This window comes from Sphingomonas vulcanisoli (assembly GCF_011761305.1).
GTDB lineage: Bacteria > Pseudomonadota > Alphaproteobacteria > Sphingomonadales > Sphingomonadaceae > Sphingomonas_I > Sphingomonas_I vulcanisoli.
This window is the reverse complement of record NZ_JAAOZC010000001.1, coordinates 172,744-196,284: the sequence shown is the minus strand read 5'-3', so window position 1 is coordinate 196,284 and position 23,541 is coordinate 172,744. Positions and strand designations below refer to the sequence as shown.

The window sequence follows — 23,541 nt, the reverse complement described above, 5'->3', positions numbered from 1 at the left end:
GCACAGTGCGACGAAATGCGGCGTGTCGTCGGGCGAATGCGACGAACAGCACAGGTGGTCGACCTTAGTCTGAGCGCCGCACCTGCGGGCCGACACCATGCTCAGTGAGCTTCTTCCGCAACGTATTGCGGTTCAACCCTAGCAACTTCGCCGCCCGAAGCTGGTTGCCGCGCACCGCCGCCAGCGTGAGTTTGAACAGCGGCTTTTCCACCTCGGCCAGGATGCGATCGTAAAGCCCGTCTGGTGGCAGCGCGGTGCCATAGCCGGCGATATGGCGGGCGATTTGCTGCTCGATGGCATCGCCAAGGCTCGATCCTTCGGGCACCAGCCCGATCGACGGCAATGAGGCGCCCGCCAACTGCTGCTCAACCTGCGCGCCACCGATCACCGGATCGCGGCCCAGGGCGGCAAGGCGGCGCATGAGATTTTCGAGCTCGCGGACGTTGCCAGGCCAGCTGTGCTGCGTCAGCCGCGCCGCGGCGGCAACGTCGAGGCTCTTGCGCGGCAGGCCGTCGGCAGCGGCGCGATCAAGGAAGTGGCGCGCGAGTTCGGCGACATCGTCGCCCCGATCGCGCAACGCCGGCAGGCGGATCGGCACGACGTTGAGCCGGTAATAGAGATCCTCGCGGAAGGTGCCTTCCGCGATCATCCGGGAGAGATCCTGATGGGTCGCAGCGATGATGCGCACATCGGCGCGGATCGCGCGCGCCGAACCGACCGGCGTATATTCGCCCGATTGCAGCACGCGAAGCAGCCGGGTCTGCGCCTCCGCCGGCATGTCGCCGATCTCGTCGAGGAACAAGGTGCCGCCCTGCGCCTGTTCGAAACGGCCGGCATTGCGCTGGGCAGCACCCGTGAACGCGCCGCGCTCATGGCCGAACAATTCGCTCTCGATCAGGTCGCGCGGGATCGCCGCCATGTTGATCGGCACGAAAGGCGCGGAGGCCCGCGGCCCGAAATCGTGGATGGCCTTGGCGACCAGCTCCTTGCCCGTGCCGCTCTCGCCGAGGATGAGGATCGTGAGATCGTTGGCGACGACGCGCGCGATCGTGCGATAAACCTCCTGCATCGGCGGCGATCGACCGATCAGCGGCAGATCTTCGCCCGGCTGATCGCTTTCCACCGCCTCGTCGCGGGTGGCCGCGGCGAGCGCATCGGCGATCGTGCGGGTCAGCTCCGATAGGTCGAACGGCTTGGGGAGGTAATCGAAAGCGCCCTGCTCGGTAGCGCGGAGCGCCGTGGTGAAGGTATTCTGCGCGGACAGCACGATGATCGGCAGGTTGGGATGGAGGCGGCGGACCTCGTCGATCACCTCCAGGCCGTTACCATCGGGCAGCACGACATCGGTGACGAGCACCTGCGGGCGAAAATGGGCCAATGCGCGCCGCTGCTCGGCGACGCTCGCGGCGACTTCCACGGTATGCCCCTCGCGCCGCAGCGCCTCACGCACCACGGTGCGGATCGCGGCATCGTCATCGGTGACGAGGATACGGCCCTTCATCGCGCCGCCTCAGGCTCGGGCCGCGGCGCGCGGGGCAGCAGGATCCGGAAAACGGTCCGCTCCGGCCGCCCCTCGCGCGCATATTCGACGATGCCGCCCTGATCGGCGATCAATTTGTGGACCAGCGCCAGGCCCAGGCCGCGTCCGGTCGGCTTGGTGCTGATGAACGGATCGAACAGATGCTCGGCGATGTCCGAACGCACGCCGGCGCCATCGTCGATCACGCAGACCTCGATCGGCAGCGAGCGGCGCTGGCCACCCCGCTCGGTCACCGTGCCGACACCATGCCGATAGGCCGAGGTCAGCGTAATCTCGCCGCCCAACGGTCCCAATGCCTCGGCGGCGTTCTTGATAAGGTTGATCAGCACCTGCACCAGCGAATCGCGATGGACGAGCACCGCAGGCAGCGAGGGATCATAGCGCTCGCGCAGCTTGATCTCGGGCGGCAGACCGCTGATCGCCACCGATCGGGCGTGATCGAGGATGGCGTGGATATTGTGCGGCGCAGTCTCCAGTGGGCGCGTATCGGTGAAGCCCTCCATCCGATCGATCAGCGCGGCGACGCGATCAACCTCGTCACGGATCAGCCGGGTGAGCGCGCGCGATTCATCGCCCAGGCCGCTCTCCAGCAGCTGGGCGGCGCCCCGGATGCCCGAAAGCGGGTTCTTGATCTCGTGCGCCAGCATTGCGGCGGCGCCGGCGGCGGTGGCGGTGCCGCTGCCGTGGCGGCTGCGGCGCGCGATTGGCGCGGCAGACGGGTGCGCATGGAGCGTGATGATCCGCCAGCCCGCGCGTTCCGGCCAGGGCGCGATCAGCACATCGGCGCGCTGGCTGCGCCCGCCGGTGAGCAGCAGATCCTCGCCATAGGCGACCAGCGGCGTCTCGGTCGCCTCGGGATCGACTTCGTAACCGATCACATCCCGGATGGCCGCGCCGACCACCGCCGCGCGCGACAGGATCAGCAACTGCTCGGCCGCCGAATTGACATCCTGCACACGCGCCTGATCATCGATGGTGATCACCGGCGTCGGCATCGCGGCGATCAGCTCGTTCGCGGCCTTCCCCGTCAGGCCGCGCACCCGTTGGATGATGTTCAAGCCGCGGCCCTTGTTCGCCACGGCGCATAGAATTCGGCGAGCATCGCGAGCACGGTATCGGGATCGGGTTCCTGGTTGACGCGATTGCGGAACTCGGCCGAGCCGGGCAGGCCCTTGGTGTACCAGCCGAGATGCTTGCGCGCCATGTTGACGCCGACTTCGCGCCCGTAGAGCGCGAGCATCTGGCGGTAGTGATCGGTCAACACGTCATATTGCACGTCGATCGCCGGATCGGCGCGGCGCTCGCCATGCTGCAGCCAGCGCATCACCTGATCGAGCAGCCAGGGGCGGCCATAGGCGCCGCGCCCGATCATCACGCCATCGGCGCCCGATTGCGCCAGCGCCTCGGTGGCATCGTCCGGCGAGAGGATATCGCCGTTGACGATGACGGGGATCGAGACCGCATCCTTCACCTTGCGCACGAACGCCCAATCCGCCGTGCCCTTGTAAAGCTGACAGCGGGTGCGGCCGTGGACGGTGATCATCTGGATGCCGAGATCCTCGGCCACGCGCGCCAGCTCGGGCGCATTGAGGCTCTGGTGGTCCCAACCCATCCGCATCTTGAGCGTAACCGGCACCTTCACCGCCTTCACCGTCGCCGCGATCAATTCGGCGGCGAGCTTGGGCTTGGCCATCAGCGCCGAACCGGCATCGCCGTTGACCACTTTGCGCACCGGGCAGCCCATGTTGATGTCGACGATCGCCGCGCCCTTATCTTCGGCGAGCTTGGCCGCCTCGCCCATCTGCGCGGGTTCGCAGCCGACGAGCTGCATCGAGACCGGATCCTCGGACGGATCCCACAGCGCCTTCTGCAGGCTCTGGCGCGTTTCGCGGATCGCGGCTTGGGACGCGATCATCTCGGTCACGTTGAGACCCGATCCGAACGCCCGCACCATTTTGCGGAAAGGCAGATCGGAGACGCCGGTCATCGGCGCCAGGATCACCGGCGTTTCGATGGTGACGGGGCCGATGTGGATCGGTTTGAGGCGCGCGGACACTGTTGGTTTACTCTGCCTAAAAAAGCGGCAGACCCGTAGCGGGGTGCGCTGTCCGCGACAACCCACTACCGTTCATGCTGAGCCTGTCGAAGCACTGCCCTTCTGGCCCTCGGAAGAAGAACGGCCCTTCGACAAGCTCAGGGCAAACGGAAAAAGGGGACGGATTTCTTTTGAACGAGGGTTGCAGTAAGCGCCCGCATGATGAGCCATCGCATCTCGGCGCTGGTCGTTGCGGCAGGTTCCGGCAGCCGCATCGGCGGCGATATCCCCAAGCAATATCGGATCGTGGCGGGCAAGCCCGTGCTGGCGCATGCGGTCGATGCCCTGCTCGCGCATTCCGCGATCGATGAGATCGTCGTGGTGATCGGCGACGGGCAAGGCGCGCTTTATGCAGAGGCGATCGGCGATCGTCCCCTGCCCGCGCCGGTGATCGGCGGTGCGTTGCGACGCGAGTCGGTGGCCAACGGGCTTGCGGCGATCACCGGCGATTGGGTGCTGGTGCATGACGCAGCGCGGCCCTTCCTGCCGGCATCCGTGATCGATCGACTGATCAAAGCCCTGGAAACGGCGGCGGGCGCGATCCCGGTTTTGCCGGTGGCGGATACGCTGGCGCTGGGCGGCCCGACCTTGGGCGACGTCGTGCCGCGCGAGACTTTGGTCAGGGTGCAGACACCGCAAGCCTTCCATACCAAGCTGCTGCGCGATGCGCATGCCGCATGGGATGCGTCCCGCGAGGCGAGCGACGATGCGCAGATGGTGCGCCACGCGCGCTATGCGGTGGCGATGGTCGAAGGATCGGCGATGCTCGAAAAGATTACCTGGGCCGAGGATTTTGGCGCGGCGGAACGGCGGCACGCGCCGGCGCTGGTCTCACGGACCGGCATGGGCTTCGATGTTCATGCCTTTACGCAGGGCGATCATCTCTGGCTCGGCGGGGTCAAGGTGCCGCACGGCAAGGCACTGGCGGGCCATTCCGATGCCGATGTCGCGCTGCATGCGTTGGTCGATGCTTTGCTCGGCACGATCGGCGACGGCGATATCGGCAGCCATTTCCCGCCATCCGACGAGCGCTGGCGCGGCGCAGCCTCGCACCAGTTCCTCACCCATGCGCGCGATCTGGTGACGCAGGCGGGCGGGCGGATCGATCATGTCGATGTCACGATCATCTGCGAAGCGCCCAAGATCGGGCCGCATCGCCCGGCGATCCGCGCGCGCATCGCGGAACTTCTGGCGATTTCGGAGGCTCAGGTCAGCGTGAAAGCCACCACCACCGAGAAACTGGGCTTCACCGGCCGCGGCGAAGGCATCGCCGCGCAGGCGGTGGCGACGGTGCGTGTGCCGGAGGTGGGGTTGTGAAGAGGCCGACGCACATCCTCCCCAAGCTTGTCTTGGGGAGGGGGACCGCGCGAAGCGTGGTGGAGGGGCAAGGCGCAACGGTTGCGCATTCTCCCCCCCACCAGCCTGCGGCTGGTCCCCCTCCCCGAGCAAGCTCAGGGAGGATGTGCGTCGGCCTCCTCCTCAGCCTAACCCTCCCCACCGCCTCGATCGCCCAGGCCCCCCGTTGTATCTCGCAGGGCCAGGCCGCGTCGCTCGTCACCTTCGCGCTGCCCTCGCTGGTCCAAGGCGTTGCCAGGCGCTGTGCGAACTCACTCGGCCCGAACGCCTATCTCTCGATCAATGCCGAGGCGCTCGCCCGCCGCTACCAGCCCGATGCCGACGCCGCATGGCCGCTGGCGCGACGCACGATGGCGGGGTTTTTCTCCCAATTGCTCGGCCAGCCGATGCCGGAAGAAATGAACTCCGACGTGCTGCGCATGTTGCTTGAGCCGATGCTTGGCAAATTGCTGGCCAAGGCGGTGAACATCGGCGATTGCGGCACGATCAACGCCGCGATCACGCAGGCCGCGCCACTGCCGGGGCATAATCTCGGCGAGCTCGCCGCGATGGCCGCGACGATCGCGGACAAGAAAGACAAAGGCATAGCAGGCGTGCTTCACATCTGTCGGCCCGAACCCCACATAGAGCCCCGGCCATGAGCGACGCCCTTCTCCCCGACGATCTCGTCGCTCTCGCGCGGCGCGTGATCGATGCCAACCGCGCTGCGGGACGCCGCATCGCGGTCGCCGAAAGCTGCACGGGTGGGCTGGTGAGCGCGGCGCTGACCGAGATTCCCGGATCGTCGGATGTCTTCCTGGCAGGCTTCGTCACCTATGCGGACGAAGCCAAGATCGCAGCGCTCGGCGTGGCGCAGGATGTGATCGAGACGTTCGGCGCGGTCAGCCTCGCCACCGCATGGGCGATGGCGCACGGCGCGGCCGCGAAGGCCAATGCCGATATCGCAGTGGCGATCACCGGCATCGCCGGACCGTCAGGCGGATCGGATCGCAAGCCGGTGGGCACGGTGATCTTCGCGCGCGCGCTCAAGAATGACGATCCCGACAAGGCGCTGACCGACGAGAAGCGCTTCGGCGATATCGGCCGCGGCGGCATCCGCCATCAGGCGGCGCTGTGCGCGCTCGAACTGCTGCTGCCGGACGCCCCGCTGGGCGAAGGCACGGACGCACCGTAAAGCTTGGCGGCGCGCTCCTCGAACGCGCCGATCATCTTGCGCAGTGCGAGGCCGAACATCTGCCCGGCCAGAGCCTCGAAGATCCGGCTGCGGAACGCGAAATCGACGGTGAAATCGACGAAGCAGCCGCCTTTGCCATCGGGCCGAAACATCCAATCATTGTGGAGATAGGCCAGTGGTCCTTCGATATAATCGACATGGACGCGGCCCGGGCGCTCCTTGGTCACCTTCGATGTGAATTTCTCGCGCAGCGCCATGAAGCCGACGATCAGATCGGCGAGCATCTCGGTCTCGCCATCGGAACGCACACGCACCGCCACGACCCAGGGCAGGAACTCGGCATAGCGCCCGACATCGGCGACGAGATCGAACATCTGCTCCGGCGTGTAGGGCAGATGGCGGGTTTCGGAGTGTTTGGGCACCTCAGATCCTCCCCGGCACGGGAAGGTGGCGCGCCGAAGGCGTGACGGAGGGGGTTATTCGCTGGGCGCAGCGCCTGTTGAGAGCCCCCTCCACCATGCAGTGCATGGTCCCCCTCCCCGTGCCGGGGAGGATCATTAGGCTGCCACCCTCGCCAGCTGCGCATCGCGCGCGGCCTTCATCCGCGCGAAATCGTCGCCGGCGTGATAGCTTGAGCGGGTCAGCGGGCTCGCCGCGACGAGCAGGAAACCCTTGGCGCGCGCGATCGCGGCATAGGCTTCAAACTCCTTGGGCGAAACGAACGCCTCGACCTTGGCGTGCTTGGGTGTCGGCTGGAGATATTGGCCCATCGTCAGGAAATCGATCCCTGCCGAGCGCATGTCGTCCATAACCTGATGGACCTCCATACGTTGCTCGCCCAGGCCCACCATCACGCCCGATTTGGTGAAGATCGAAGGATCGAGCCGCTTCACCTGCTCCAGCAGCCGCAGGGAGGCATAGTAGCGCGCGCCCGGGCGGATCGTGGGATAGAGCCTCGGCACCGTCTCCAGATTGTGATTGTAGACGTCGGGGCGGGCGGCGACGATCGCCTCGATCGCGGCATCGGCCTTGTTGCGGAAATCGGGGGTGAGGATTTCGATCGTGGTGTTGGGGGTCGCCGTGCGCAGCGCCTCGATCACCTTGACGAACTGGCTCGCGCCCCCGTCCTTGAGATCGTCGCGATCGACCGAGGTGATGACGATATGTTCGAGGCCCAACTCGGCGGCGGCATCGGCGACATGCTGCGGCTCGAGAAGATCGACCGCGCGCGGCATCCCCGTCTTGACGTTGCAGAAGGCGCAGGCGCGCGTGCAGGTATCGCCCAGGATCATCACCGTCGCGTGCTTCTTGGTCCAGCACTCGCCGATATTGGGGCAGGCCGCTTCCTCGCAGACCGTCGCCAGATTGAGGCGGCGCATCAGCGCCTTGGTCTCGTTGAACGCCGCGCCCATAGGCGCCTTGACGCGGATCCAGTCCGGCTTGCGCTGGCGGAGAGGATAAGGCTGGGCGAGCGGCTCGATCATGGTGCGCAGATAGCGAGCGGAGGGGCAAATCGCCAGCCCTTGCCATTCGCCGATCGATCGCTAACGGAGCGCCGATGAGCAAGACCCCGAGCGACTTCACCGGCCTTCTCGCAGGCTACCAGCGGTTCCGCAGCACCGGCTGGAGCCCCCAGCGCGATCGCTGGGCGGAACTGGCCGAGGGCCAGAGCCCGAAGGTGATGGTGATCGCCTGTTCGGACAGCCGAGTCGATCCCGCGCAGATCTTCGATGTCTCCCCAGGTGAGATCTTCGTGGTGCGCAACGTCGCCAATCTGGTGCCGCCCTATGAGACGACGCCGGGGCGCCATGGCGTTTCCGCGGCGCTGGAATTTGCGGTCACCGTGCTGGAAGTCAGCGACGTCATCGTGATGGGCCATGGCGCCTGCGGCGGTGTGAAGGCTTCGCTGCAGCGCCTGTTCGAGAATGCACCGCGCGGAGAAGGCGGCTTCATCGCCGACTGGGTGAAGCTGCTCGACGATGCGCGCGACGAGGTCGAGGCCAAGGGCCTGCCCGAAGCCGAAGCGATCCGCGCGCTGGAATTCGCCTGCATCAAGGTCAGCCTCGCCAACCTGCGTAGCTTCCCGATGGTCCGGGAGCGGGAGCAGGCGGACAAGCTCAAACTGCACGGCGGGCTGTTCGCGATCGCCGACGGCCAATTGCATCTGCTCGACGAAGGCACCGGCAGCTTCGCACCCGTCACCGCCTGATCGGAACGGCTCCGGCGCAAGGGCGTTGGGGCCGCAACAATCAGGAGAGAGACTATGGTTCGCATCCTTTTGATCGCCGGCGCGCTCGTTGCGACGCCGCTACTCGCGCAGGCTTACGATCCCAACAGCCCCCAGCCCGCTCCGGCCTCACCCAATCCGGGTACGCAGGCCGCCAACGGCGCCGTGCTTTCGGCCGATGACATGGCGCAGGCCAAAACCGCGGAGGGCGACGCCCAGTATCAGGCCGACCGCGAGGCCTATATGGCCGCGCTTGCCCAGCACGACCGCGCCGTGAACCGCACCGATGCCCGCTGGGCGCGCCAGCAGGCGGCCTATGCCGATGCCATGGCGGCGTGGCGCTGGCAGGCGGCGGCGTGCAAGCGCGGCAACCAGCGCGCCTGCAACATGCCGACGCCCAACCCGGCCGATTTCTACTGAGCTCTTAGGATTTAAGGCGAACCTATCCCCGTTCGCCCTGAGCTTGTCGAAGGGCTGTTCTTTCTATCAAGAAGAACGGTGCTTCGACAGGCTCAGCACAAACGGGGCTATGGTGTGGCGTTCCACCGCTCAAACAACATCTGCTGAAGCGCGCCAACGTGGGCCTCCGCGCCCGGTCCGTTCCAGGGACCAGCATACCCCCGCGCCGTCTGCGCCACCCACCAGCCCTGCCCCGGCAGCCGATCGCTCTCGCGCACGACCAGTACCGCCAACCCGGCACCCTCACCCTCCTCGACCGCATCCAGAGTCTTACAAAGCGCGCGCACCTTGGGGCGCGTGAACCGATGGCCCAGCGCGCCGAGCAATTCCGAATAGCTAACCGCCCGCCGCTCCCCCGCGGCCTGGATCAGCAGGCGGCGCACCAGCGCGACATCGGCAATGCTCCCCGGTCCCTCGGCGGGCACGATCCCTTGCTGTTCGAGCCAATCGGCCAGCGTCTCGATGGTCATGTCTTACTCTAGGCAGGGTCCACGACCATAGCGATGACAAATCCTCCCCTGAAAGGGGAGGTGGCGCGCGAAGCGCGTAGGAGGGGTGTCGCGCTATCTAGGAGAGAGACACCCCTCCGTCAGCCCTTCGGGCTGCCACCTCCCCTTGCAGGGGAGGATTCCAAATGCCGATCCATCTAGCCGAGCCTCGCTTTTGCCGTTGAACTAAGGCAGGACGCTTGCTATGTTCTTCCTTCGTTCACACGGAGCATCGATGGCCAAGCTTCAGCGTCGCTATGTCTGCCAGGCCTGTGGGGGCGTGAGTTCGCGCTGGCAGGGGCAGTGTGCCGATTGCGCCGAGTGGAACAGTCTGGTCGAGGAGCGCAGCGGCAATGTCACGCCCTTCGCGGCCAAGCATGATCTGCGCGCCGGCGGGCGGGCGATTGCGCTATCGGGGCTCGATGCCGATGTCGTGCTGCCGCCACGGCTGGCGGCGGGGATTGCAGAGCTCGATCGCGCGCTCGGCGGCGGGCTGGTCTCGGCCTCGGCGACGCTGATCGGCGGCGATCCGGGGATCGGCAAATCGACACTGCTGCTCCAGGCAGCAGGGCGCATGGCGCTGGCCGGGCAGCGGGTGACCTATATCTCGGGCGAGGAAGCCGCCGATCAGGTGCGGCTGCGCGCGCGGCGGCTGGGGCTTGGTGCTGCGCCAGTGCAGCTCGGCGCGGCGACTTCGGTGCGCGACATCCTCACCACGCTCGATTGCGACGCGCCCCCGGCCCTGCTGGTGATCGATTCGATCCAGACGATGCATTCGGATTTGATCGAGGGCGCGCCGGGCACGGTCAGTCAGGTCCGCGCCGCCGCGCAGGAGCTGATCCGCTATGCCAAGGAACGCGGCACGGCGCTGGTGATGGTCGGCCACGTCACCAAGGACGGACAGCTGGCGGGGCCGCGCGTGCTCGAACATATGGTCGATACCGTGCTGGCGTTCGAGGGCGAGCGCAGCCACCAGTATCGCATCCTGCGCGCCACCAAGAACCGCTTCGGCGGCACCGACGAGATCGGCGTCTTCGCGATGGCGACCGAGGGACTGGAGGAGGTCGCCAACCCCTCCGCTCTGTTCCTCGCCAACCGCGCCGAGGGCATGGCGGGCGGCACCGTCTTCCCGGCGATGGAGGGGACGCGGCCCGTGCTGGTCGAAATCCAGGCGCTGGTCGTGCGGCTGGCCAGCGGCGCGACACCCCGGCGATCGGTGGTAGGCTGGGATTCGGCGCGGCTGGCGATGATCCTCGCCGTGCTGGAAGCGCGCTGCGGGCTGAGCTTCTCGACCTGCGAGGTCTACCTCAACGTCTCGGGCGGCTACCGCATCGTCGATCCCGCCGCCGATCTCGCGGTGGCAGCGGCGCTGGTCTCGGCGCTGTCGGAACGGCCGGTGCCGGCGGAGACGATCGTCTTCGGCGAAATCGCGCTGTCGGGCGAGGTGCGCGCGGTGGCGCATGGCGGGCTGCGGCTCAAGGAAGCGGCCAAGCTCGGCTTTACGCGGGCGCTCACGCCACCGGGATCGAAAGAAAGCGTCGCAAGCCTCAACTTCCTCAACTTCGCCAGCCTCGGGCAGCTCGTGGATCATATGCTGGGGCGTTGATTAACAGTATCATGAGGCTCGTCATTGTCGCAGGATGACCAGACGTGATGCGCTCAGCGGCGTAATGCGCCAACGGACGGAGATGGAAGCTGCTATGGGCAAAAACCTACCTATCGGCGCGATTCTAGCAATCTTGGTGGCAAGCGCCGCCTACGCCGATTGCTCGGTTCTTTCCGATCCGAAGGCAGTTGTGCGGCCGATGAATCCGGCGCTTCAGACCGATGCGAACCTCATCGTCTCGATGAGCATGCTGCCGAAGCTGATGCATATCGATTATGCTTCTGCTGCGAATAAGGCGACGTGTGATCTGGGACAACTCGCGTCCGGCAATAGTTCTTACGAGTTATGGGGAGATGATACGGCTGGCGGGCGGCGGAAAGGCCTTCCTGCAAAGAAGGGCGATCCGATAGCTTTGGTCGTCCCAGTCACAGACCTTCTCAAGGCCATCGAAGCGTCGAAGGAGGGCAAGGCCGCCGCGATTGAGGGCTATTTGCTCGCAACTGTCTCTCAAACGGACTTCACTGGCTGGCTCTTCTATACGGCAATGCCCGATACAATGACGTTGAAACGCGATATGACGGCGGTGTTAAATGGCGAAGGAAGCCCCATTTTCCGAAATGGTGCAGACGGGAAAACATCCCTTTTTGTACCGAAGAGTTAGACGAAACGACCGCTACGTGGCGGGCCGTCGCACGATAGGGCAGCCGCGTGGTCGCCGAAAGCAACGTTTGGCGATCACGAGGCTAGCCGTGCGACAGCAGCGCCTCGGTCTGCGGGATAGCCGGGGGCGAGCCGACATCGAACCATAGCCCCTGGTGGACGAGGCCATAGAGGCGGCCCGAAGCGATCGCCTTGTCGAACATGCGGTTCATCGAGAAAGGCTCGATCGGTTCGTTGTCGAACAGGCGCTTGGCAAGGAGCTGCACGCCGGTGAAGACGAACGGCGCCACCCGCCCCGGCTTGCGGCGGGTGAGGCGGCCCGCGGGGTCCATGTGGAAATCGCCCTGGCCGCGGTGACAATTGGCGCGGGCGAGCGGCACCAGCAGGAGCAGCGCGTCCATCTGGGCGTCATCCCAGCGGTCGCCGAGCAGGTGGATGGCGTCGATCGGACCGTCGAACCACAGATTGTCGCTGTTGATGGCGAGGAAATGATCGTCTTCGATCAGCGGTAGCGCCTTGACGATGCCGCCGCCGGTTTCCAGCAGATGATCGCGCTCGTCAGAGATCAGCACCTCGATCCCCTTGGCGCGGCGCATATGCGATTCGAGCGCGTCGGCAAGGTAGTGGACGTTGACCACCGCGCGCTGCACGCCCGCCGAGCGGAGCCGATCGAGCGCATGATCGATCAGCGGCTTGCCCGCCACTTCCACCATCGGCTTGGGCCGCGTCGCGGTGAGCGGGCGCATGCGCTTGCCGAGGCCTGCGGCCAGCACCATCGCGGTGCGGATCGGCGGGGCCTTGGGCGTAGGGCGCAGCGCGAGCGGCGGTTCGGCGGTCATGCGCGATGGCCTTCCCAGAAAGCCGCGCGCTTTTCGGCCGGAACATGGGCGTCGAACCAGGCCTTCACTTCGCCTAGCGCGGGGTGCATCAGCGTACGCTCCAGATAGGCCCAGAGGCGCGGCTGGAAGCTCAGGTAGCGGGGCTTGCCGTCGCGCTTCCACAGGCGGGTGAAGATGCCGAGGATCTTGGTGTTCCGCTGCGCGGCAAGGATGGCGTAGGCGGCGGGATCGATCGGGCCGTAGCGGGCGAGCATCGCGCGCTCCAGCTCCGGCGACACATCGCGCCGCGCATCCTGAAGCAGCGAGGCAAGATCATAAGCGGGGTTCCCGGCAAGCGCGTCCTGGAAATCGAGCAGGCCAAGGCTGCCATCCTCGATCAGCATGATATTCTCGGCATGGTAATCGCGCAGCACGGTGACGGAGCGATCGTCGGCGACATGCGCCAACGCGGCGGCCCAAGCCTCGCGCCAGCCAGAGGTCTCTGCGAGCCCGACCGCAGGCATGTACCATTCGGGGAACAGCCCCGCCTCCCGTTCCAGCGCCGCCAAGTCGTAAGGCGACAGCGCGCCGGCATCGTGGGCGTGCAGCGCGCGGAGCAGATCGATCGCCTGGGTGTAGATCGCGGCTTCGCGCGTGGGATCGGCGGCGATCACCTCGGCCATGCGGGCATCGCCGAAATCCTCGAGCAGGATCAGGCCCTGATCCAGATCCCGCGCCAGGATGCGCGGCGCGGCGAAGCCGAGGCTGTGGAGATGTTCGGCAACCGTGATGAAGGGACGGCTGTCCTCATGTTCGGGCGGCGCATCCATCAGCACGGCGCTGCGGCCATCGCCCAGCACACGAAAATAGCGGCGGAACGAGGCATCGCCCGCCAGCGGCACGATGCGACCGTCACCCCACCCAGCCGATGCGAGAAACGCGGGCGCCGCCGCCGGTGGAATCATCGAAGCGGGGCTGGCGGCCATCGATCCGCCCATGCCGCGCCTGCTTCCCAAGTCAAGCGCCGGCCATCCCCCGACGCCGCGAAACGCAGCGCCAGCGCGTCGGCCCAGCGCCCAGCGCCATGCTCGGGCCATTCGATGAGCAGCGCGGAAGTGTGCAGCGCATCCTCCAGGCCAAGCTCCAGCGCTTCCTGCGGATCGGCCAGCCGATACAGATCGACGTGCCAGAGGGGCAGCGTCACGTCGGGCGGTTCATACGCGATGACGATCGCGAAACTGGGGCTCGGCGCTTCGTCCTCCAGCCCCAAGGCACCAAGCACGCCGCGCGCGAAGCTGGTCTTGCCCGCGCCGAGCGGCCCCGACAGCGTCACCACATCGCCCGCGCGCAACAGCGGCGCGAGCGCCGCGCCCGCCGCCAGCGTCGCCGACACATCGGCCAGAAACAGCTCAGCCATCTTCAGCAAGCGGCAGGCCTATCGCGATCCTCAACCCGTTGTCCCGATCAATCGCGAGATCGAGGTGGCCCTGATGCGCTTCGACCAGCTGCCGAACCAGCGGCAGACCGGTTTCGAGCAGATTATCCTGAACCTCGCCCATCTCCGCGCCATCGTGGCGGGTTGCTGGGGTTGAGATCAGCACCTCGCCTTGCGCTTCGCCGCGAACCTCGACGAGCAAGCGCGCGCCCGCGTCGCTCTCGGCGATCGCGCCGCGCAGCAGGTGATCGAGGCATTGCAAAAGCCGCCGCCGGTCCCCAGCCACGACCGGCGATTCGCGCGCGAGATCCACCGCCAGCCGGACGCCCGCCTGCGTCGCCGTATCAGCCAGCGCCTGCGTCGCCTCCCGAACCAGCTCGTTGAGCCGTTCCGGCGCAATATGCAGCGGCAGGCTACCGATCTTGCTCTGCGAAAGATCGAGGCCGTCTCCGATCACCGTGCGGAGCCGCTCGACGGCGGACAGGATCGCCGTGAGATATTCGCTGACCGTATCGGCAAGTGGCCCGGCGTAGCCCGACGCCAGCATCTCGGCATAGCCAGTGATCGTCGTCAGCGGCACGCGCAATTCGTAGCTCATATTGGAGACGAAATCGCTTTTGAGATCGTTCGCTTCCTCCAGCGCCTGATTGCGATCGCGCAGCACCTCTTCGATCCGCCAGCTCGACGTAATGTCGAGCAGAGTCAGCAAGGCGTTGCCGTCCGGCAGCGGCACCGCGCCGACATCGAGATGGCGGCCATCGGCGAGCGCGAGGCGACCGGTGCGGTGCTGGCGATCGGTGGTGGCGGCACGGACGATCTCGCGGATCTGCGCGGCCTGGCGCGGATCCTCGAGCCGCGGGGCGATCATTTCGGCCAGTGCGTCGACGCGCGGATGCCGGACGAGATATTCTTCGTTGAGTTCCCACATCTCGCGGAATCTCTTGTTCCAAAGATGGAGGCGGCCATCGGCGGCGAACACGCCGATCGCTTCGAACAGATTTTCCAGCGTCGCGGCGCGGACGCGGAGCAAGGTATCGCGCGCGCTGGCGAGCTGGAGATGCTCGGTACGGTCCTCGAAGATCACCAGCAGCCCACCATCGGGCAACGGCTGGGCGACGACACGCAGGTGCGTGCCGCCGGGCAGCAGCCAATTCTCTTCGGCGGCCTCGGCGGCGTTGAACCAGGCGCGGCGATCGGCGCGCCAGGTGGGGAAATCGCGGCTTTCGGGCGCCCGCTGCGCTTCCCGCATCCGTTCGAGCACGCGATCGAATTCGGGGCGGTCCGCCAGCCAATCGGCATCCAGCGCGAACAGGCGGAGGAAGTGGCGGTTGTAGAACACCAGCGCGCGATCGGACCCGAACTGCGCCACGCCCGCCGACAGCCGATCGAGCATCGCGCGCTGGGCGGTGGCGAATTGGGCGAGATCGGCGCGCGCGTTGATCAAATCCTGCACGTCCACCGCGAAGCCCGCGACGCCGACGCCCTCGATCGGCACATCGGTGACCTGCATCATCCGCCGCTCGCCCGAGACGATGGCGGCGGTGGTGCGCGCGGCGGCGCGGTTGCCGCGCGCCACCCGCGCCGCGATCTCGGCCGCGCTGCCCTCGCTGCCCGCGTCGATCAGCTCCAGCCCGCGCCGTACGACATCGGCGGAATCCGAACTTTCCACCGCGCGGACATAGGCGCTGTTGACCAGCGCCAGCCCCAGATCCTCCTTGCGATACCAGATCGGGAAAGGCGCCGCCTCGATCACCGCCGACAAGCTGTCCAAAGCGAGGTTCAGTCGCCGCGTCTCCCGATCCGCATCCACCGCGACGCGGTGCGCATCCGATACATCGCTGATCCAGGCGAGGACGCGCGGCGTCTCCTTCAAACCGCCCGCCATTGCGGTGCCCTGCAGCGCCAGCACGCGCGCGCTGCGCGGCAGCGACAGCAATTGTGCGAACGCCTTGCCCGAACGCAGCGCCGCGGCGACACCTTCGCGCAGCGCGCTCATCTCGCCCGGATCAAACCCCGCCTGATCGAGCGCGTCGAGCGACGGCGGCAGATCGACAAAGCCGAGCCAGCCGGCGGCGCGCGGCGCGCCTGACAGCCCACCGTCGGCATCGATGATCAAGGCGGCGACAGGCGCCGTCTGAAGGTGCGACTGGATTTCCGCAACATCGCGCTCCGCCGCGGCAGCATGCCGCCCGCGGCGCACACCCCAAAGCACCGCCGCGACACCCGCGAGCAGCCAAGCGCCGAACAGCGCGACGATCAGCGTCGCCGCAGCGGGAGACATCAGCATGAGGCGGAAAACGGCGTCACGCGCCGTCTATAGCAGCCGTTACGGCCGACGCATCCCGCAAGAGCGCCGTTCGTCATCCTGAACGTGTTTCAGCATGACGGGCGGAAAAGGGCGCCGTAGCCTTCGCCACCGGCGCCCCGGGACCATCAATAGCGGTAGTGATCCGGCTTGAACGGGCCTTCGGTGCTGACACCGATGTAGGAGGCCTGCTTCTCGCTCAGCTTGGTCAGCTTCACGCCGAGCTTTTCGAGATGCAGCATCGCCACCTTCTCATCGAGATGCTTGGGCAGGACGTAGACCTGGTTGCCATAGTCTTCGGCCTTGGTGAACAGCTCGATCTGCGCCAGCGTCTGGTTGGTAAAGCTGGCGGACATCACGAAGCTCGGGTGGCCGGTGGCGCAGCCGAGGTTCACCAGGCGGCCCTTGGCGAGGATGATGATCTGCTTGCCGTCCGGGAATTCGACCAGATCGGTGCCGGGCTTCACCTCGTTCCACTTGTAGTTCGAAAGCGCCGCGATCTGGATCTCGCTATCGAAATGCCCGATATTGCAGACGATCGCCATCGGCTTCATCGCCTTCATGTGATCGGCGGTGATCACGTCGGCATTGCCCGTGGCGGTGCAGAAGATATCGGCGCGCTGGACGGCCTCTTCCATCGTCACGACCTCGAACCCCTCCATCGCCGCCTGCAAAGCGCAGATCGGATCGACTTCGGTGACCATCACGCGCGCGCCGCCGTTGCGGAGCGACTGGGCCGAGCCCTTGCCGACATCGCCGAAGCCGGCGACGCAGGCGACCTTGCCGGCGAGCATCACGTCGGTGGCGCGGCGGATCGCGTCGACGAGGCTTTCCTTGCAGCCATAGAGATTGTCGAACTTTGACTTGGTGACGCTGTCATTGACGTTGATCGCGGTGAACGGCAGCTCGCCCTTCTTGGCGATCTCATACAGGCGATGGACGCCCGTGGTGGTCTCTTCGGAGACGCCCTTGATGTTGCGTACGGTATCGGTGAGATAGCCGGGCTTCTTGGTGATGAACGCCTTCAGCGCGCGCTGGAATTCCACCTCTTCCTCATTCTCGGGCTCAGGCAGGGTCGCGCCGGCCTCGATCTTCGCGCCCCACAGTGCGAACATCGTGGCGTCGCCGCCATCGTCGAGAATCATGTTGCAGGTCTGGCCGTTGCCGTCGTCCCAATCGAAGATCGAACCGACATAATCCCAATATTCGGCCAGGCTCTCGCCCTTGATCGCAAACACGGGGATGCCCGCGGCGGCGATTGCGGCAGCGGCGTGATCCTGCGTGGAGAAAATGTTGCACGTCGCCCAGCGCAGATCGGCGCCCAAGGCGGCGAGCGTTTCGATCAGCACGGCGGTCTGGATCGTCATGTGCAGCGATCCGGTGATCCGCGCGCCCTTCAGCGGCTGCGAGCCGCCGAATTCCTCACGCAGGGCCATCAGGCCCGGCATTTCGGTTTCGGCGATCGCGATTTCCTTGCGACCGAATTCGGCGAGCGAAATATCGGCGATGACGTAATCGTTGATGGGGCTGACGGTGGCGGTGGCCACGGCGCTTCTCCTGGAAAGTGCGCCGAAATGCCGGCGCCTCGTCGCCGCCGATTAGCCGCGACGAGGCCTCAAATCAAATATAAAGATGTCTTTATATGTTGGTCAGTGATTGTAGCCTGCGGGCATGGCATAGGCCGGCGGCACATCGGCCCGCGCCGTGACCGGAGCGCCTTCGCCATAAGCGATCGTCGGCCGCTCGCACATCCCGCCAGGCAGATCGGTAGAGATGCCCTGACGCGAGGCGAGCAGCAGCAGGCCTTCTTCCGAATTGGCCATCAACGCGCCCTCGCGCGCCACCGTCGCCAGATTCTCGCAAGCGTCGGGCGTGCTGGCGTCGCCGCCGTAGATATTGGCGAGATGCGTCGCGAAGCTGTCGTAAGCTCGCTGCCCCGCGACCGGACCCGCCGCGCGGATGAAATGCGCCTTGATGCGATCATTCTCGTGCTGGACGAGTTGGCGATTGGCGGACACGAAGCCGTTATAGTCGGCAGTGATATCCATCCCGGCGGCGCGGCAGCGCAGCGTGGCGACCATCAGCAGGGATTGCAGATCGCGGATCGTGGCCGCGGACGTTTCCTCGCGGTTCCAGCATTGCGCGCTGGCCGGCGCCGAGGCCGCGACCAGAGCAAGCGCCGCAGCGGCGGCACCAAGCGACTTGAACATGTAACCCCCTTCGCCGCCCGAATGCCAACCCCGACATCCCCCGCACGGCCCATGGAATAAATCACAGGTTCATCACCGATTCATCTGAATTTTTCGTAACTTGCGCGTTAAGCGTGACGCTTGCCAACGGTTCGTCGCATTTTGGTTAATTCGTTACGGCGCCGCTTCAGGCATTGCCCGTAGTGCAGGCGAGCAGCCGGACATCGACACCCGCCGCGGCATAGGCCTTGGCCCAGCGATTGGCAGGTGCAGCGTCGAAGATGATCGACTCGCTGAGCGGGGTCGTGAACCAGCCGTGCCGCGCCAGTTCCCCATCCAATTGATGCGCGCCCCATCCGGCATAGCCGAGCGCGACCAGCCAGCGTTCCGGCCCCTGTCCCTCCGCAATCGCGCGCAGCACATCCAAGGTAGTCGTCAGCGCGAGGCCGCCGGGGACATCGATCGTGTCGTCCCCCGCCCAATCGCTGCTATGGAGCACGAAACCGCGTTGCTGTTCGACCGGGCCGCCGTGATGGATGGCGCAATCGGGCGCGACGCCGGGATCGATGTCGAGCTGGCCGAGCAGGCCGTGTAAGGTCAGCCTCGGCAAGGTGCTGCCGATGCCGATACCCAGCGCGCCGCCCGAGCTATGCACACACATCGCGATCACCGCATGCGCAAAGCGCGGATCGCCGATGCCGGGCATCGCCAGCAGCAATTCTCCCGCTAAGGAGGGTTCGTCTTCTATATCGGAGAGCAGAACGGCCATGGCAGGAAAATAGGGTTCTGCGTCCGTTACGTCCACCTCGTCACGCCTTTCGCGCCGACGAACGGGATTTTGTTGGCCGTCACCTGCTGTTAGAGCAGCTCCAAATATCGAGAGGAAGACCATGACGATCAAGATAGGCGATACCATCCCCGACGTGGCGATCGTGAAGGTCACGCCCGATGGGCCCGACAAGACGACCACCGCCGCTTATTTCGCGGGCCGCAAGATTGCGCTGTTCTCGGTGCCAGGCGCCTTCACGCCCACCTGTTCGGCCAAGCATTTGCCCGGCTTCATCGACAAGGCCGACGCAATCCTCACCAAGGGCGTGGACGAGATCGCCTGCACGGCGGTGAACGACGCTTTCGTCATGGCCGCCTGGGGCAAATCGGCCGGCGCCGAGGGCAAGGTGACGATGCTCGCGGACGGAAACGGCGATTTCGTGCGCGCGCTGGGTCTCGATTTCGATGGATCGGGCTTCGGCATGGGCACGCGCGGGCAGCGGTTCGCGATGGTCGTCGACAACGGCGTCGTGAAAAGGCTCGATATCGAGGCGCCGGGCGAATTCCGGGTCAGCGCGGCGGATTATCAGCTGGCGGCACTCTGACGCTCATGCCCAGCAATCGCAGTCTGAAGATCGTCCAGGAACTCGAGAGCCTTTATCAGCAATCGGTGACGCGGCTACGCACGGCGCTCGCGCTCTATATCGAGACGGGCGAACGCCCCGATCCCGGCGCGCGCGCGGCGGGCGCTTTCGCGTATCCGCAGATCAAACTGCATTATGATGGCGAACATGTGCCCGGCCCGCTCGGCCGCGCTTATGGTCGGCTCAACACGCCCGGCGATTATGCGATCAGCGTCACCCAGCCGGCGATGTTCGCCGACTATCTCGCCACCCAGCTCGATATGCTGATCGACGATTTCCAAGTGTGGGTCGAGACCGGCGTCGGCGAGGATGAGATCCCTTATCCCTATGTGCTCGATTCGAGCCTCGATCTCGCCGACGTGCGCGCCGCCGAGCTGGCGCGCATCTTCCCCTCGACCGAGCTGGAGCGGATCGGCGACGAACTGGCCGACGGCACCTGGAATCACGGCGACGATCGTCCGCGTCCGCTGGCGCTGTTCGATGCCGCGCGCGTCGATTTCAGCCTTGCGCGGCTGCGCCACTACACAGGCACGCCGCCCGCCCACATCCAGAAATACATCCTGTTCACCAACTACAATCGCTATGTTGACGAATTCGTCGCCTGGGCGGCGGAGCAGCTGCGCGACGGCGGCCGCTATACGATGCTGAGCGGCGCCGGCGGGCTGGAAATCCGGCCCGGCGACAGCGATCCGCAGACCGCGATCACCGATGCGGCCTGGAAGAAGCACCAGATGCCCGCCTATCACCTCGTAGCCGAGGACGGCACGGGGATCACGCTGGTCAACATCGGTGTCGGCCCCTCCAACGCCAAGACGATCACCGATCATCTTGCGGTGATGCGTCCGGAGGCATGGCTCATGATCGGACATTGCGGCGGCCTGCGCCCTAGCCAGCGGATCGGCGACTATGTGCTTGCCCACGCTTACCTGCGCGACGATCACGTTCTCGATGACGTGCTGCCGCCGGAAATCCCGGTGCCGGCGATCGCCGAGGTGCAACTGGCGCTCTCCAAGGGCGCGCAGAAGGTATCGGGCCAATCGGCCGAGGAATTGAAAGGCCGGATGCGCACCGGCACCGTCGTCACCACCGACGATCGCAACTGGGAGCTGCGCTACAGCCAATCGGCGCTGCGCTTCAGCCAGAGCCGCGCGGTGGCCATCGACATGGAAAGCGCAACGCTGGCCGCGCAGGGCTTCCGCTTCCGCGTTCCCTACGGAACCCTGCTCTGCGTCTCGGACAAGCCGATCCATGGCGAGATCAAGCTGCCCGGCCAGGCCAACCGCTTCTACGAACGCGCCATCGCCGAGCATCTGCGCATCGGCATCGCCGCAATCGAGGAACTGCGCACCTATGGCGAGGCGCTGCACAGCCGCAAGCTGCGCGCCTTCAACGAGCCGCCGTTTCGCTAATCCGCGATCACGACGCGATTGCGGCCAGCCGCCTTCGCGGCATAAAGCGCGCGATCAGCTTCCTCGAACAGGCCGGGAAGGTCATAGGCTGTTCCTAGGGCAGCCAGTCCAAAGCTGGCGGTAATGCGATAATCGTCCGGCAATCCCAAAGGGCATTGCGCAATCGCAGTGCGCAGATCTTCGAGCAGCGCATGCGCGTTGGCGCAATCGCGATCCATCAGGACCAGCGCGAACTCCTCGCCGCCGACGCGGGCGACGACATCGCGGGCGTTCGCATGCTGCAGGAGGCAGGCGGCGAAACGGCGCAGCACCTCATCCCCCGCCAGATGGCCGAACCGATCGTTCACCTCCTTGAAGTGATCGATATCGATCACCGTCAGGCAAAGGCTCCGCGCATTGCGCTGCGCGCTCGCCAGCACGGCAGTGGCCGCCTCCTGGAAGCCGCGTCGATTGAGCAGCCCGGTCAGCATGTCGGTGCCGGCGAGCCGCCGCGATTGATCGGCGAGATCGGCGGTCAGCAGGAAAACCGCGAATATCCCCGAGCAGGTCATGGTGGCCGGTAACAGCGCCGTAAGCTCGCGCCAGTGAAAGGCGGGCTCGATGGCCGGCACCTTCAAAAGCGCCGCGATGCTGATCGCCAGCAACGCGAAGGCGCCGAGCGTCATGCCGCGAAGCCAATACAGCACCAGGCGCTCGGCGGTCCGCTCGCCCTTTCGCCGACCGATCAAAGTCTGTGAAGAAAACCATGATGAGCCCGCGATCATCAGGTAAAGCGGCCACTGGGGCGCGTCCGGGGTCGGCCGCCACCACCAAATCAGCGGCACCGTGGCCGCGATCTGCATGGCGTTCATGATCCCGATAGGCCGCCAGATGCTGCGTCCGCACCGCTGCCCGAAGCCCGCCGCGGTCATTCCGACGCCCGTACCGATCAGGCTCTGCGCGAGGAACAGGATAAATTGGTCGATCGCCACCGAAGCGTGAGGCAATATGACCAAAATCCAGCCGAAGCCGATCAGCTTGCATCCGAAGGACCAAGTGATCGCATGCCGCGGATGCCCGAAATCCGCCCAGGCGATCGCCAGAACCACCGCCACGATGAAGCAAACCGCAATCAGCGAGATCCCGACATCTCCAAGGCCCGTTACCATCACGGCGTCGCATCGACCGTTGTGCGGTCCCTTCCCTGCTGCTTCGATTGATAAAGCGCGGCATCGGCACGGGCGTACAGGCCCTCCAGCGTCTCACGCGGGCGATGCTCCGCGATGCCGAAGCTCGCGGTCAGGTTCAGGCGCGCACCGCCGGGGATCACCATTCCAGGCAGTGCTGCCCGGATCGCGTCGATCCGCGAGCGGGCGGCTTCGCCATCGTGATCCGGCAGCACGATAGTGAACTCCTCGCCGCCGAACCGCCCGATCAGCGCGGCGTCGGGCAGACCATCGACCATTTGCCTGGCAAAGCCGATCAGACCGGCATCGCCCGTCAAATGACCGAAGCGATCATTGATCGCCTTAAAGCGATCGATATCGGCCAGCACCAACGTCAGCGGGCGAGCGCCGGATCGGTAGATTTGCCGCCGCGCCGCCTCTTCGAAGCCAACGCGATTGAGTACTCCGGTGAGCGGATCGGTGTGGATCAGGCGGAGCCGCTCGCGCGAAAAATCGGATGCCATCAGCATCAGCGCGAACAACCCCATCGCCGCCGCGATCGGCGTCGTGGTGAACGCGAGCGCAGCGGTATACGCCCCCTTCGGCGACAGGCCCGCCATCGGCAGGAAAGCAGCGACCGTCATGCCCGCCTGGCTGATGGCGAGCAGGAGCAGCATGACGATCACCGACCGCTCCGTGACGGAGGCCTGTTTGCGATCTACCGCCACCAGCGGCACCGATACGGCGAAGAGCAGACAGCGCCACGCCGGAAACATGGCATAAGCCACCACCTGCAGAAGATGATTGCTTTGATAGCATAGTAAGATCTGCACGATTGCCGCGCCTGTCGCGACAGCGATCAACCACACGCTCGGCGTTCTTCCCGCCCGTTCGAGAAAGCCGGCGAAGTTGCAGATGGCGCTGGCCGTCGTAAAGCAGATGATCGGGATGATGGCTGCGGAGAAACCCACCTCGTGCGGATCGAACAGAGCGACCAGCATCCACAGCCATGCCTCCAAAGCGAAACCTACCGCCCAGATGCGGGCGTGACGGGTCCGCGCCAGCGTGTCCCCGAGGACAAACATGGCAAATGCCGCCAGCACCATGGTAAAACATGGCCCCGCAGCTATGAGTAAGGATACTCGATACATCCGCTCCAACTCTTCCCCCAAAGAGTGGAACTGTTCCAAAGCGATGTTGTAAAGCCGGGTCAAGCCCCCCTA

The 23,541-nt window shown here is 65.8% G+C and carries 24 protein-coding genes; 9 read left to right on the top strand and 15 right to left on the bottom strand.

Annotation, left to right across the window (positions count from 1 at the left end):
• Positions 1–64: 64 nt before the first annotated feature.
• From ntrC to dusB, 3 genes are read right to left on the bottom strand one after another with little or no spacing between them, the layout of a single operon-like run.
• Positions 65–1,501, bottom strand: a complete 1,437-nt coding sequence (ntrC, locus tag FHS31_RS01000) for a nitrogen regulation protein NR(I) (RefSeq protein WP_167071170.1) — start codon at positions 1,499–1,501, stop codon at positions 65–67.
• Entirely contained in the window at positions 1,498–2,598 is a 1,101-nt protein-coding gene (locus tag FHS31_RS00995; protein ID WP_243843191.1) for a two-component system sensor histidine kinase NtrB, read from the bottom strand. Before FHS31_RS00995 ends, ntrC begins: the two co-directional genes overlap by 4 nt.
• Positions 2,595–3,596, bottom strand: coding sequence for a tRNA dihydrouridine synthase DusB (gene dusB, locus FHS31_RS00990; RefSeq protein WP_167071169.1), 1,002 nt, complete (start codon positions 3,594–3,596; stop codon positions 2,595–2,597). The genes FHS31_RS00995 and dusB overlap by 4 nt, the downstream gene beginning before the upstream one ends.
• 201 nt (positions 3,597–3,797) lie before the next feature.
• Here dusB and FHS31_RS00985 point away from each other — a divergent pair, with 201 nt between their 5' ends.
• The 3 genes from FHS31_RS00985 (at position 3,798) to FHS31_RS00975 (ending at position 6,165) form a co-directional block, all read left to right on the top strand.
• Positions 3,798–4,952, top strand: a complete 1,155-nt coding sequence (locus FHS31_RS00985; protein ID WP_167072007.1) for a bifunctional 2-C-methyl-D-erythritol 4-phosphate cytidylyltransferase/2-C-methyl-D-erythritol 2,4-cyclodiphosphate synthase — start codon at positions 3,798–3,800, stop codon at positions 4,950–4,952.
• A 143-nt stretch (positions 4,953–5,095) separates the two neighbouring features.
• Positions 5,096–5,632 (top strand): hypothetical protein, encoded by a 537-nt coding sequence (locus FHS31_RS00980; protein ID WP_167071167.1) that lies wholly within the window; start codon positions 5,096–5,098, stop codon positions 5,630–5,632.
• Complete coding sequence (locus FHS31_RS00975) at positions 5,629–6,165, top strand: CinA family protein (RefSeq protein ID WP_167071165.1); 537 nt, start codon at positions 5,629–5,631, stop codon at positions 6,163–6,165. The genes FHS31_RS00980 and FHS31_RS00975 overlap by 4 nt, the downstream gene beginning before the upstream one ends.
• On the opposite strand, the gene FHS31_RS00970 is transcribed toward FHS31_RS00975, so the two are convergent.
• Together FHS31_RS00970 and lipA are read right to left on the bottom strand one after the other, a co-directional pair.
• Entirely contained in the window at positions 6,093–6,587 is a 495-nt protein-coding gene (locus FHS31_RS00970; protein ID WP_167071163.1) for an SRPBCC family protein, read from the bottom strand. The genes FHS31_RS00975 and FHS31_RS00970 overlap by 73 nt on opposite strands.
• 135 nt (positions 6,588–6,722) lie before the next feature.
• Positions 6,723–7,649, bottom strand: coding sequence for a lipoyl synthase (lipA, locus tag FHS31_RS00965; RefSeq protein ID WP_167071162.1), 927 nt, complete (start codon positions 7,647–7,649; stop codon positions 6,723–6,725).
• A gap of 74 nt (positions 7,650–7,723) precedes the next feature.
• Between lipA and FHS31_RS00960 the strand changes: the two genes are divergently transcribed.
• Both FHS31_RS00960 and FHS31_RS00955 read left to right on the top strand, forming a co-directional pair.
• Positions 7,724–8,374 carry a carbonic anhydrase gene (locus FHS31_RS00960; RefSeq protein WP_167071160.1) on the top strand — a complete coding sequence of 217 codons (651 nt, stop codon included), beginning with the start codon at positions 7,724–7,726 and terminating at the stop codon, positions 8,372–8,374.
• A gap of 54 nt (positions 8,375–8,428) precedes the next feature.
• Positions 8,429–8,812, top strand: a complete 384-nt coding sequence (locus FHS31_RS00955; protein WP_167071158.1) for a hypothetical protein — start codon at positions 8,429–8,431, stop codon at positions 8,810–8,812.
• Between the two features lie 107 nt (positions 8,813–8,919).
• Here the strand turns inward: FHS31_RS00955 and FHS31_RS00950 are convergent, their stop codons facing one another.
• Positions 8,920–9,321 carry a ribose-phosphate pyrophosphokinase gene (locus FHS31_RS00950; RefSeq protein ID WP_243843190.1) on the bottom strand — a complete coding sequence of 134 codons (402 nt, stop codon included), beginning with the start codon at positions 9,319–9,321 and terminating at the stop codon, positions 8,920–8,922.
• 253 nt (positions 9,322–9,574) lie between these two features.
• On the opposite strand from FHS31_RS00950, the gene radA reads away from it, so the two are divergent.
• Together radA and FHS31_RS00940 are read left to right on the top strand one after the other, a co-directional pair.
• Complete coding sequence (radA, locus tag FHS31_RS00945; RefSeq protein ID WP_167071156.1) at positions 9,575–10,945, top strand: DNA repair protein RadA; 1,371 nt, start codon at positions 9,575–9,577, stop codon at positions 10,943–10,945.
• A 34-nt stretch (positions 10,946–10,979) separates the two neighbouring features.
• Complete coding sequence (locus tag FHS31_RS00940; RefSeq protein ID WP_167071155.1) at positions 10,980–11,606, top strand: hypothetical protein; 627 nt, start codon at positions 10,980–10,982, stop codon at positions 11,604–11,606.
• Between the two features lie 82 nt (positions 11,607–11,688).
• Here FHS31_RS00940 and FHS31_RS00935 read toward each other — a convergent pair whose 3' ends face one another.
• The 7 genes from FHS31_RS00935 to FHS31_RS00905 form a co-directional block, all read right to left on the bottom strand.
• On the bottom strand, positions 11,689–12,444 hold the full coding sequence (locus tag FHS31_RS00935) for a nucleotidyltransferase family protein (protein WP_167071153.1): 756 nt from the start codon (positions 12,442–12,444) through the stop codon (positions 11,689–11,691).
• Positions 12,441–13,388: an aminoglycoside phosphotransferase family protein gene (locus FHS31_RS00930; RefSeq protein WP_167072005.1), complete on the bottom strand. Its 948-nt coding sequence runs from the start codon at positions 13,386–13,388 to the stop codon at positions 12,441–12,443. The genes FHS31_RS00935 and FHS31_RS00930 overlap by 4 nt, the downstream gene beginning before the upstream one ends.
• Positions 13,385–13,840, bottom strand: a complete 456-nt coding sequence (tsaE, locus tag FHS31_RS00925; protein ID WP_167071151.1) for a tRNA (adenosine(37)-N6)-threonylcarbamoyltransferase complex ATPase subunit type 1 TsaE — start codon at positions 13,838–13,840, stop codon at positions 13,385–13,387. The genes FHS31_RS00930 and tsaE overlap by 4 nt, the downstream gene beginning before the upstream one ends.
• Positions 13,833–16,139, bottom strand: coding sequence for a sensor histidine kinase (locus tag FHS31_RS00920; RefSeq protein ID WP_243843189.1), 2,307 nt, complete (start codon positions 16,137–16,139; stop codon positions 13,833–13,835). Before FHS31_RS00920 ends, tsaE begins: the two co-directional genes overlap by 8 nt.
• 152 nt (positions 16,140–16,291) lie before the next feature.
• A complete protein-coding gene (gene ahcY / locus FHS31_RS00915; RefSeq protein WP_167071142.1) occupies positions 16,292–17,710 on the bottom strand; it encodes an adenosylhomocysteinase in 1,419 nt (472 codons plus the stop codon).
• Positions 17,711–17,812: 102 nt separating this feature from the next.
• Positions 17,813–18,373, bottom strand: a complete 561-nt coding sequence (locus tag FHS31_RS00910; protein WP_167071141.1) for a hypothetical protein — start codon at positions 18,371–18,373, stop codon at positions 17,813–17,815.
• A gap of 166 nt (positions 18,374–18,539) precedes the next feature.
• Positions 18,540–19,100 carry a YqgE/AlgH family protein gene (locus tag FHS31_RS00905; protein ID WP_341786279.1) on the bottom strand — a complete coding sequence of 187 codons (561 nt, stop codon included), beginning with the start codon at positions 19,098–19,100 and terminating at the stop codon, positions 18,540–18,542.
• Positions 19,101–19,242: 142 nt separating this feature from the next.
• Between FHS31_RS00905 and FHS31_RS00900 the strand changes: the two genes are divergently transcribed.
• Both FHS31_RS00900 and FHS31_RS00895 read left to right on the top strand, forming a co-directional pair.
• A complete protein-coding gene (locus tag FHS31_RS00900; RefSeq protein ID WP_167071137.1) occupies positions 19,243–19,725 on the top strand; it encodes a peroxiredoxin in 483 nt (160 codons plus the stop codon).
• Between the two features lie 5 nt (positions 19,726–19,730).
• Complete coding sequence (locus tag FHS31_RS00895) at positions 19,731–21,173, top strand: AMP nucleosidase (protein ID WP_167071135.1); 1,443 nt, start codon at positions 19,731–19,733, stop codon at positions 21,171–21,173.
• Here the strand turns inward: FHS31_RS00895 and FHS31_RS00890 are convergent.
• The gene (locus tag FHS31_RS00890) at positions 21,170–22,321 is read right to left on the bottom strand and encodes a GGDEF domain-containing protein (RefSeq protein ID WP_167071134.1); all 1,152 of its coding nucleotides are present in this window, start codon (positions 22,319–22,321) and stop codon (positions 21,170–21,172) included. The genes FHS31_RS00895 and FHS31_RS00890 overlap by 4 nt on opposite strands.
• The gene (locus FHS31_RS00885; protein WP_167071132.1) at positions 22,321–23,403 is read right to left on the bottom strand and encodes a GGDEF domain-containing protein; all 1,083 of its coding nucleotides are present in this window, start codon (positions 23,401–23,403) and stop codon (positions 22,321–22,323) included. Before FHS31_RS00885 ends, FHS31_RS00890 begins: the two co-directional genes overlap by 1 nt.
• Between the last annotated feature and the right edge of the window lie 138 nt (positions 23,404–23,541).

What these genes read in the sequence shown, in the direction of transcription:
- FHS31_RS00920 (WP_243843189.1), bottom strand. Translation starts at nt 16,139, where the DNA reads ATGTCTCCCGCTGCGGCGACGCTGATCGTCGCGCTGTTCGGCGCTTGG.
- radA (WP_167071156.1), top strand. Translation starts at nt 9,575, where the DNA reads ATGGCCAAGCTTCAGCGTCGCTATGTCTGCCAGGCCTGTGGGGGCGTG.
- FHS31_RS00960 (WP_167071160.1), top strand. Translation starts at nt 7,724, where the DNA reads ATGAGCAAGACCCCGAGCGACTTCACCGGCCTTCTCGCAGGCTACCAG.
- FHS31_RS00975 (WP_167071165.1), top strand. Translation starts at nt 5,629, where the DNA reads ATGAGCGACGCCCTTCTCCCCGACGATCTCGTCGCTCTCGCGCGGCGC.
- FHS31_RS00895 (WP_167071135.1), top strand. Translation starts at nt 19,731, where the DNA reads ATGCCCAGCAATCGCAGTCTGAAGATCGTCCAGGAACTCGAGAGCCTT.
- FHS31_RS00985 (WP_167072007.1), top strand. Translation starts at nt 3,798, where the DNA reads ATGAGCCATCGCATCTCGGCGCTGGTCGTTGCGGCAGGTTCCGGCAGC.
- FHS31_RS00980 (WP_167071167.1), top strand. Translation starts at nt 5,096, where the DNA reads ATGTGCGTCGGCCTCCTCCTCAGCCTAACCCTCCCCACCGCCTCGATC.
- FHS31_RS00930 (WP_167072005.1), bottom strand. Translation starts at nt 13,388, where the DNA reads ATGATTCCACCGGCGGCGGCGCCCGCGTTTCTCGCATCGGCTGGGTGG.
- FHS31_RS00935 (WP_167071153.1), bottom strand. Translation starts at nt 12,444, where the DNA reads ATGACCGCCGAACCGCCGCTCGCGCTGCGCCCTACGCCCAAGGCCCCG.
- FHS31_RS00950 (WP_243843190.1), bottom strand. Translation starts at nt 9,321, where the DNA reads ATGACCATCGAGACGCTGGCCGATTGGCTCGAACAGCAAGGGATCGTG.
- ntrC (WP_167071170.1), bottom strand. Translation starts at nt 1,501, where the DNA reads ATGAAGGGCCGTATCCTCGTCACCGATGACGATGCCGCGATCCGCACC.
- FHS31_RS00890 (WP_167071134.1), bottom strand. Translation starts at nt 22,321, where the DNA reads ATGGTAACGGGCCTTGGAGATGTCGGGATCTCGCTGATTGCGGTTTGC.
- FHS31_RS00955 (WP_167071158.1), top strand. Translation starts at nt 8,429, where the DNA reads ATGGTTCGCATCCTTTTGATCGCCGGCGCGCTCGTTGCGACGCCGCTA.
- FHS31_RS00885 (WP_167071132.1), bottom strand. Translation starts at nt 23,403, where the DNA reads ATGTTTGTCCTCGGGGACACGCTGGCGCGGACCCGTCACGCCCGCATC.
- FHS31_RS00940 (WP_167071155.1), top strand. Translation starts at nt 10,980, where the DNA reads ATGACCAGACGTGATGCGCTCAGCGGCGTAATGCGCCAACGGACGGAG.
- FHS31_RS00910 (WP_167071141.1), bottom strand. Translation starts at nt 18,373, where the DNA reads ATGTTCAAGTCGCTTGGTGCCGCCGCTGCGGCGCTTGCTCTGGTCGCG.
- FHS31_RS00900 (WP_167071137.1), top strand. Translation starts at nt 19,243, where the DNA reads ATGACGATCAAGATAGGCGATACCATCCCCGACGTGGCGATCGTGAAG.
- tsaE (WP_167071151.1), bottom strand. Translation starts at nt 13,840, where the DNA reads ATGGCTGAGCTGTTTCTGGCCGATGTGTCGGCGACGCTGGCGGCGGGC.
- lipA (WP_167071162.1), bottom strand. Translation starts at nt 7,649, where the DNA reads ATGATCGAGCCGCTCGCCCAGCCTTATCCTCTCCGCCAGCGCAAGCCG.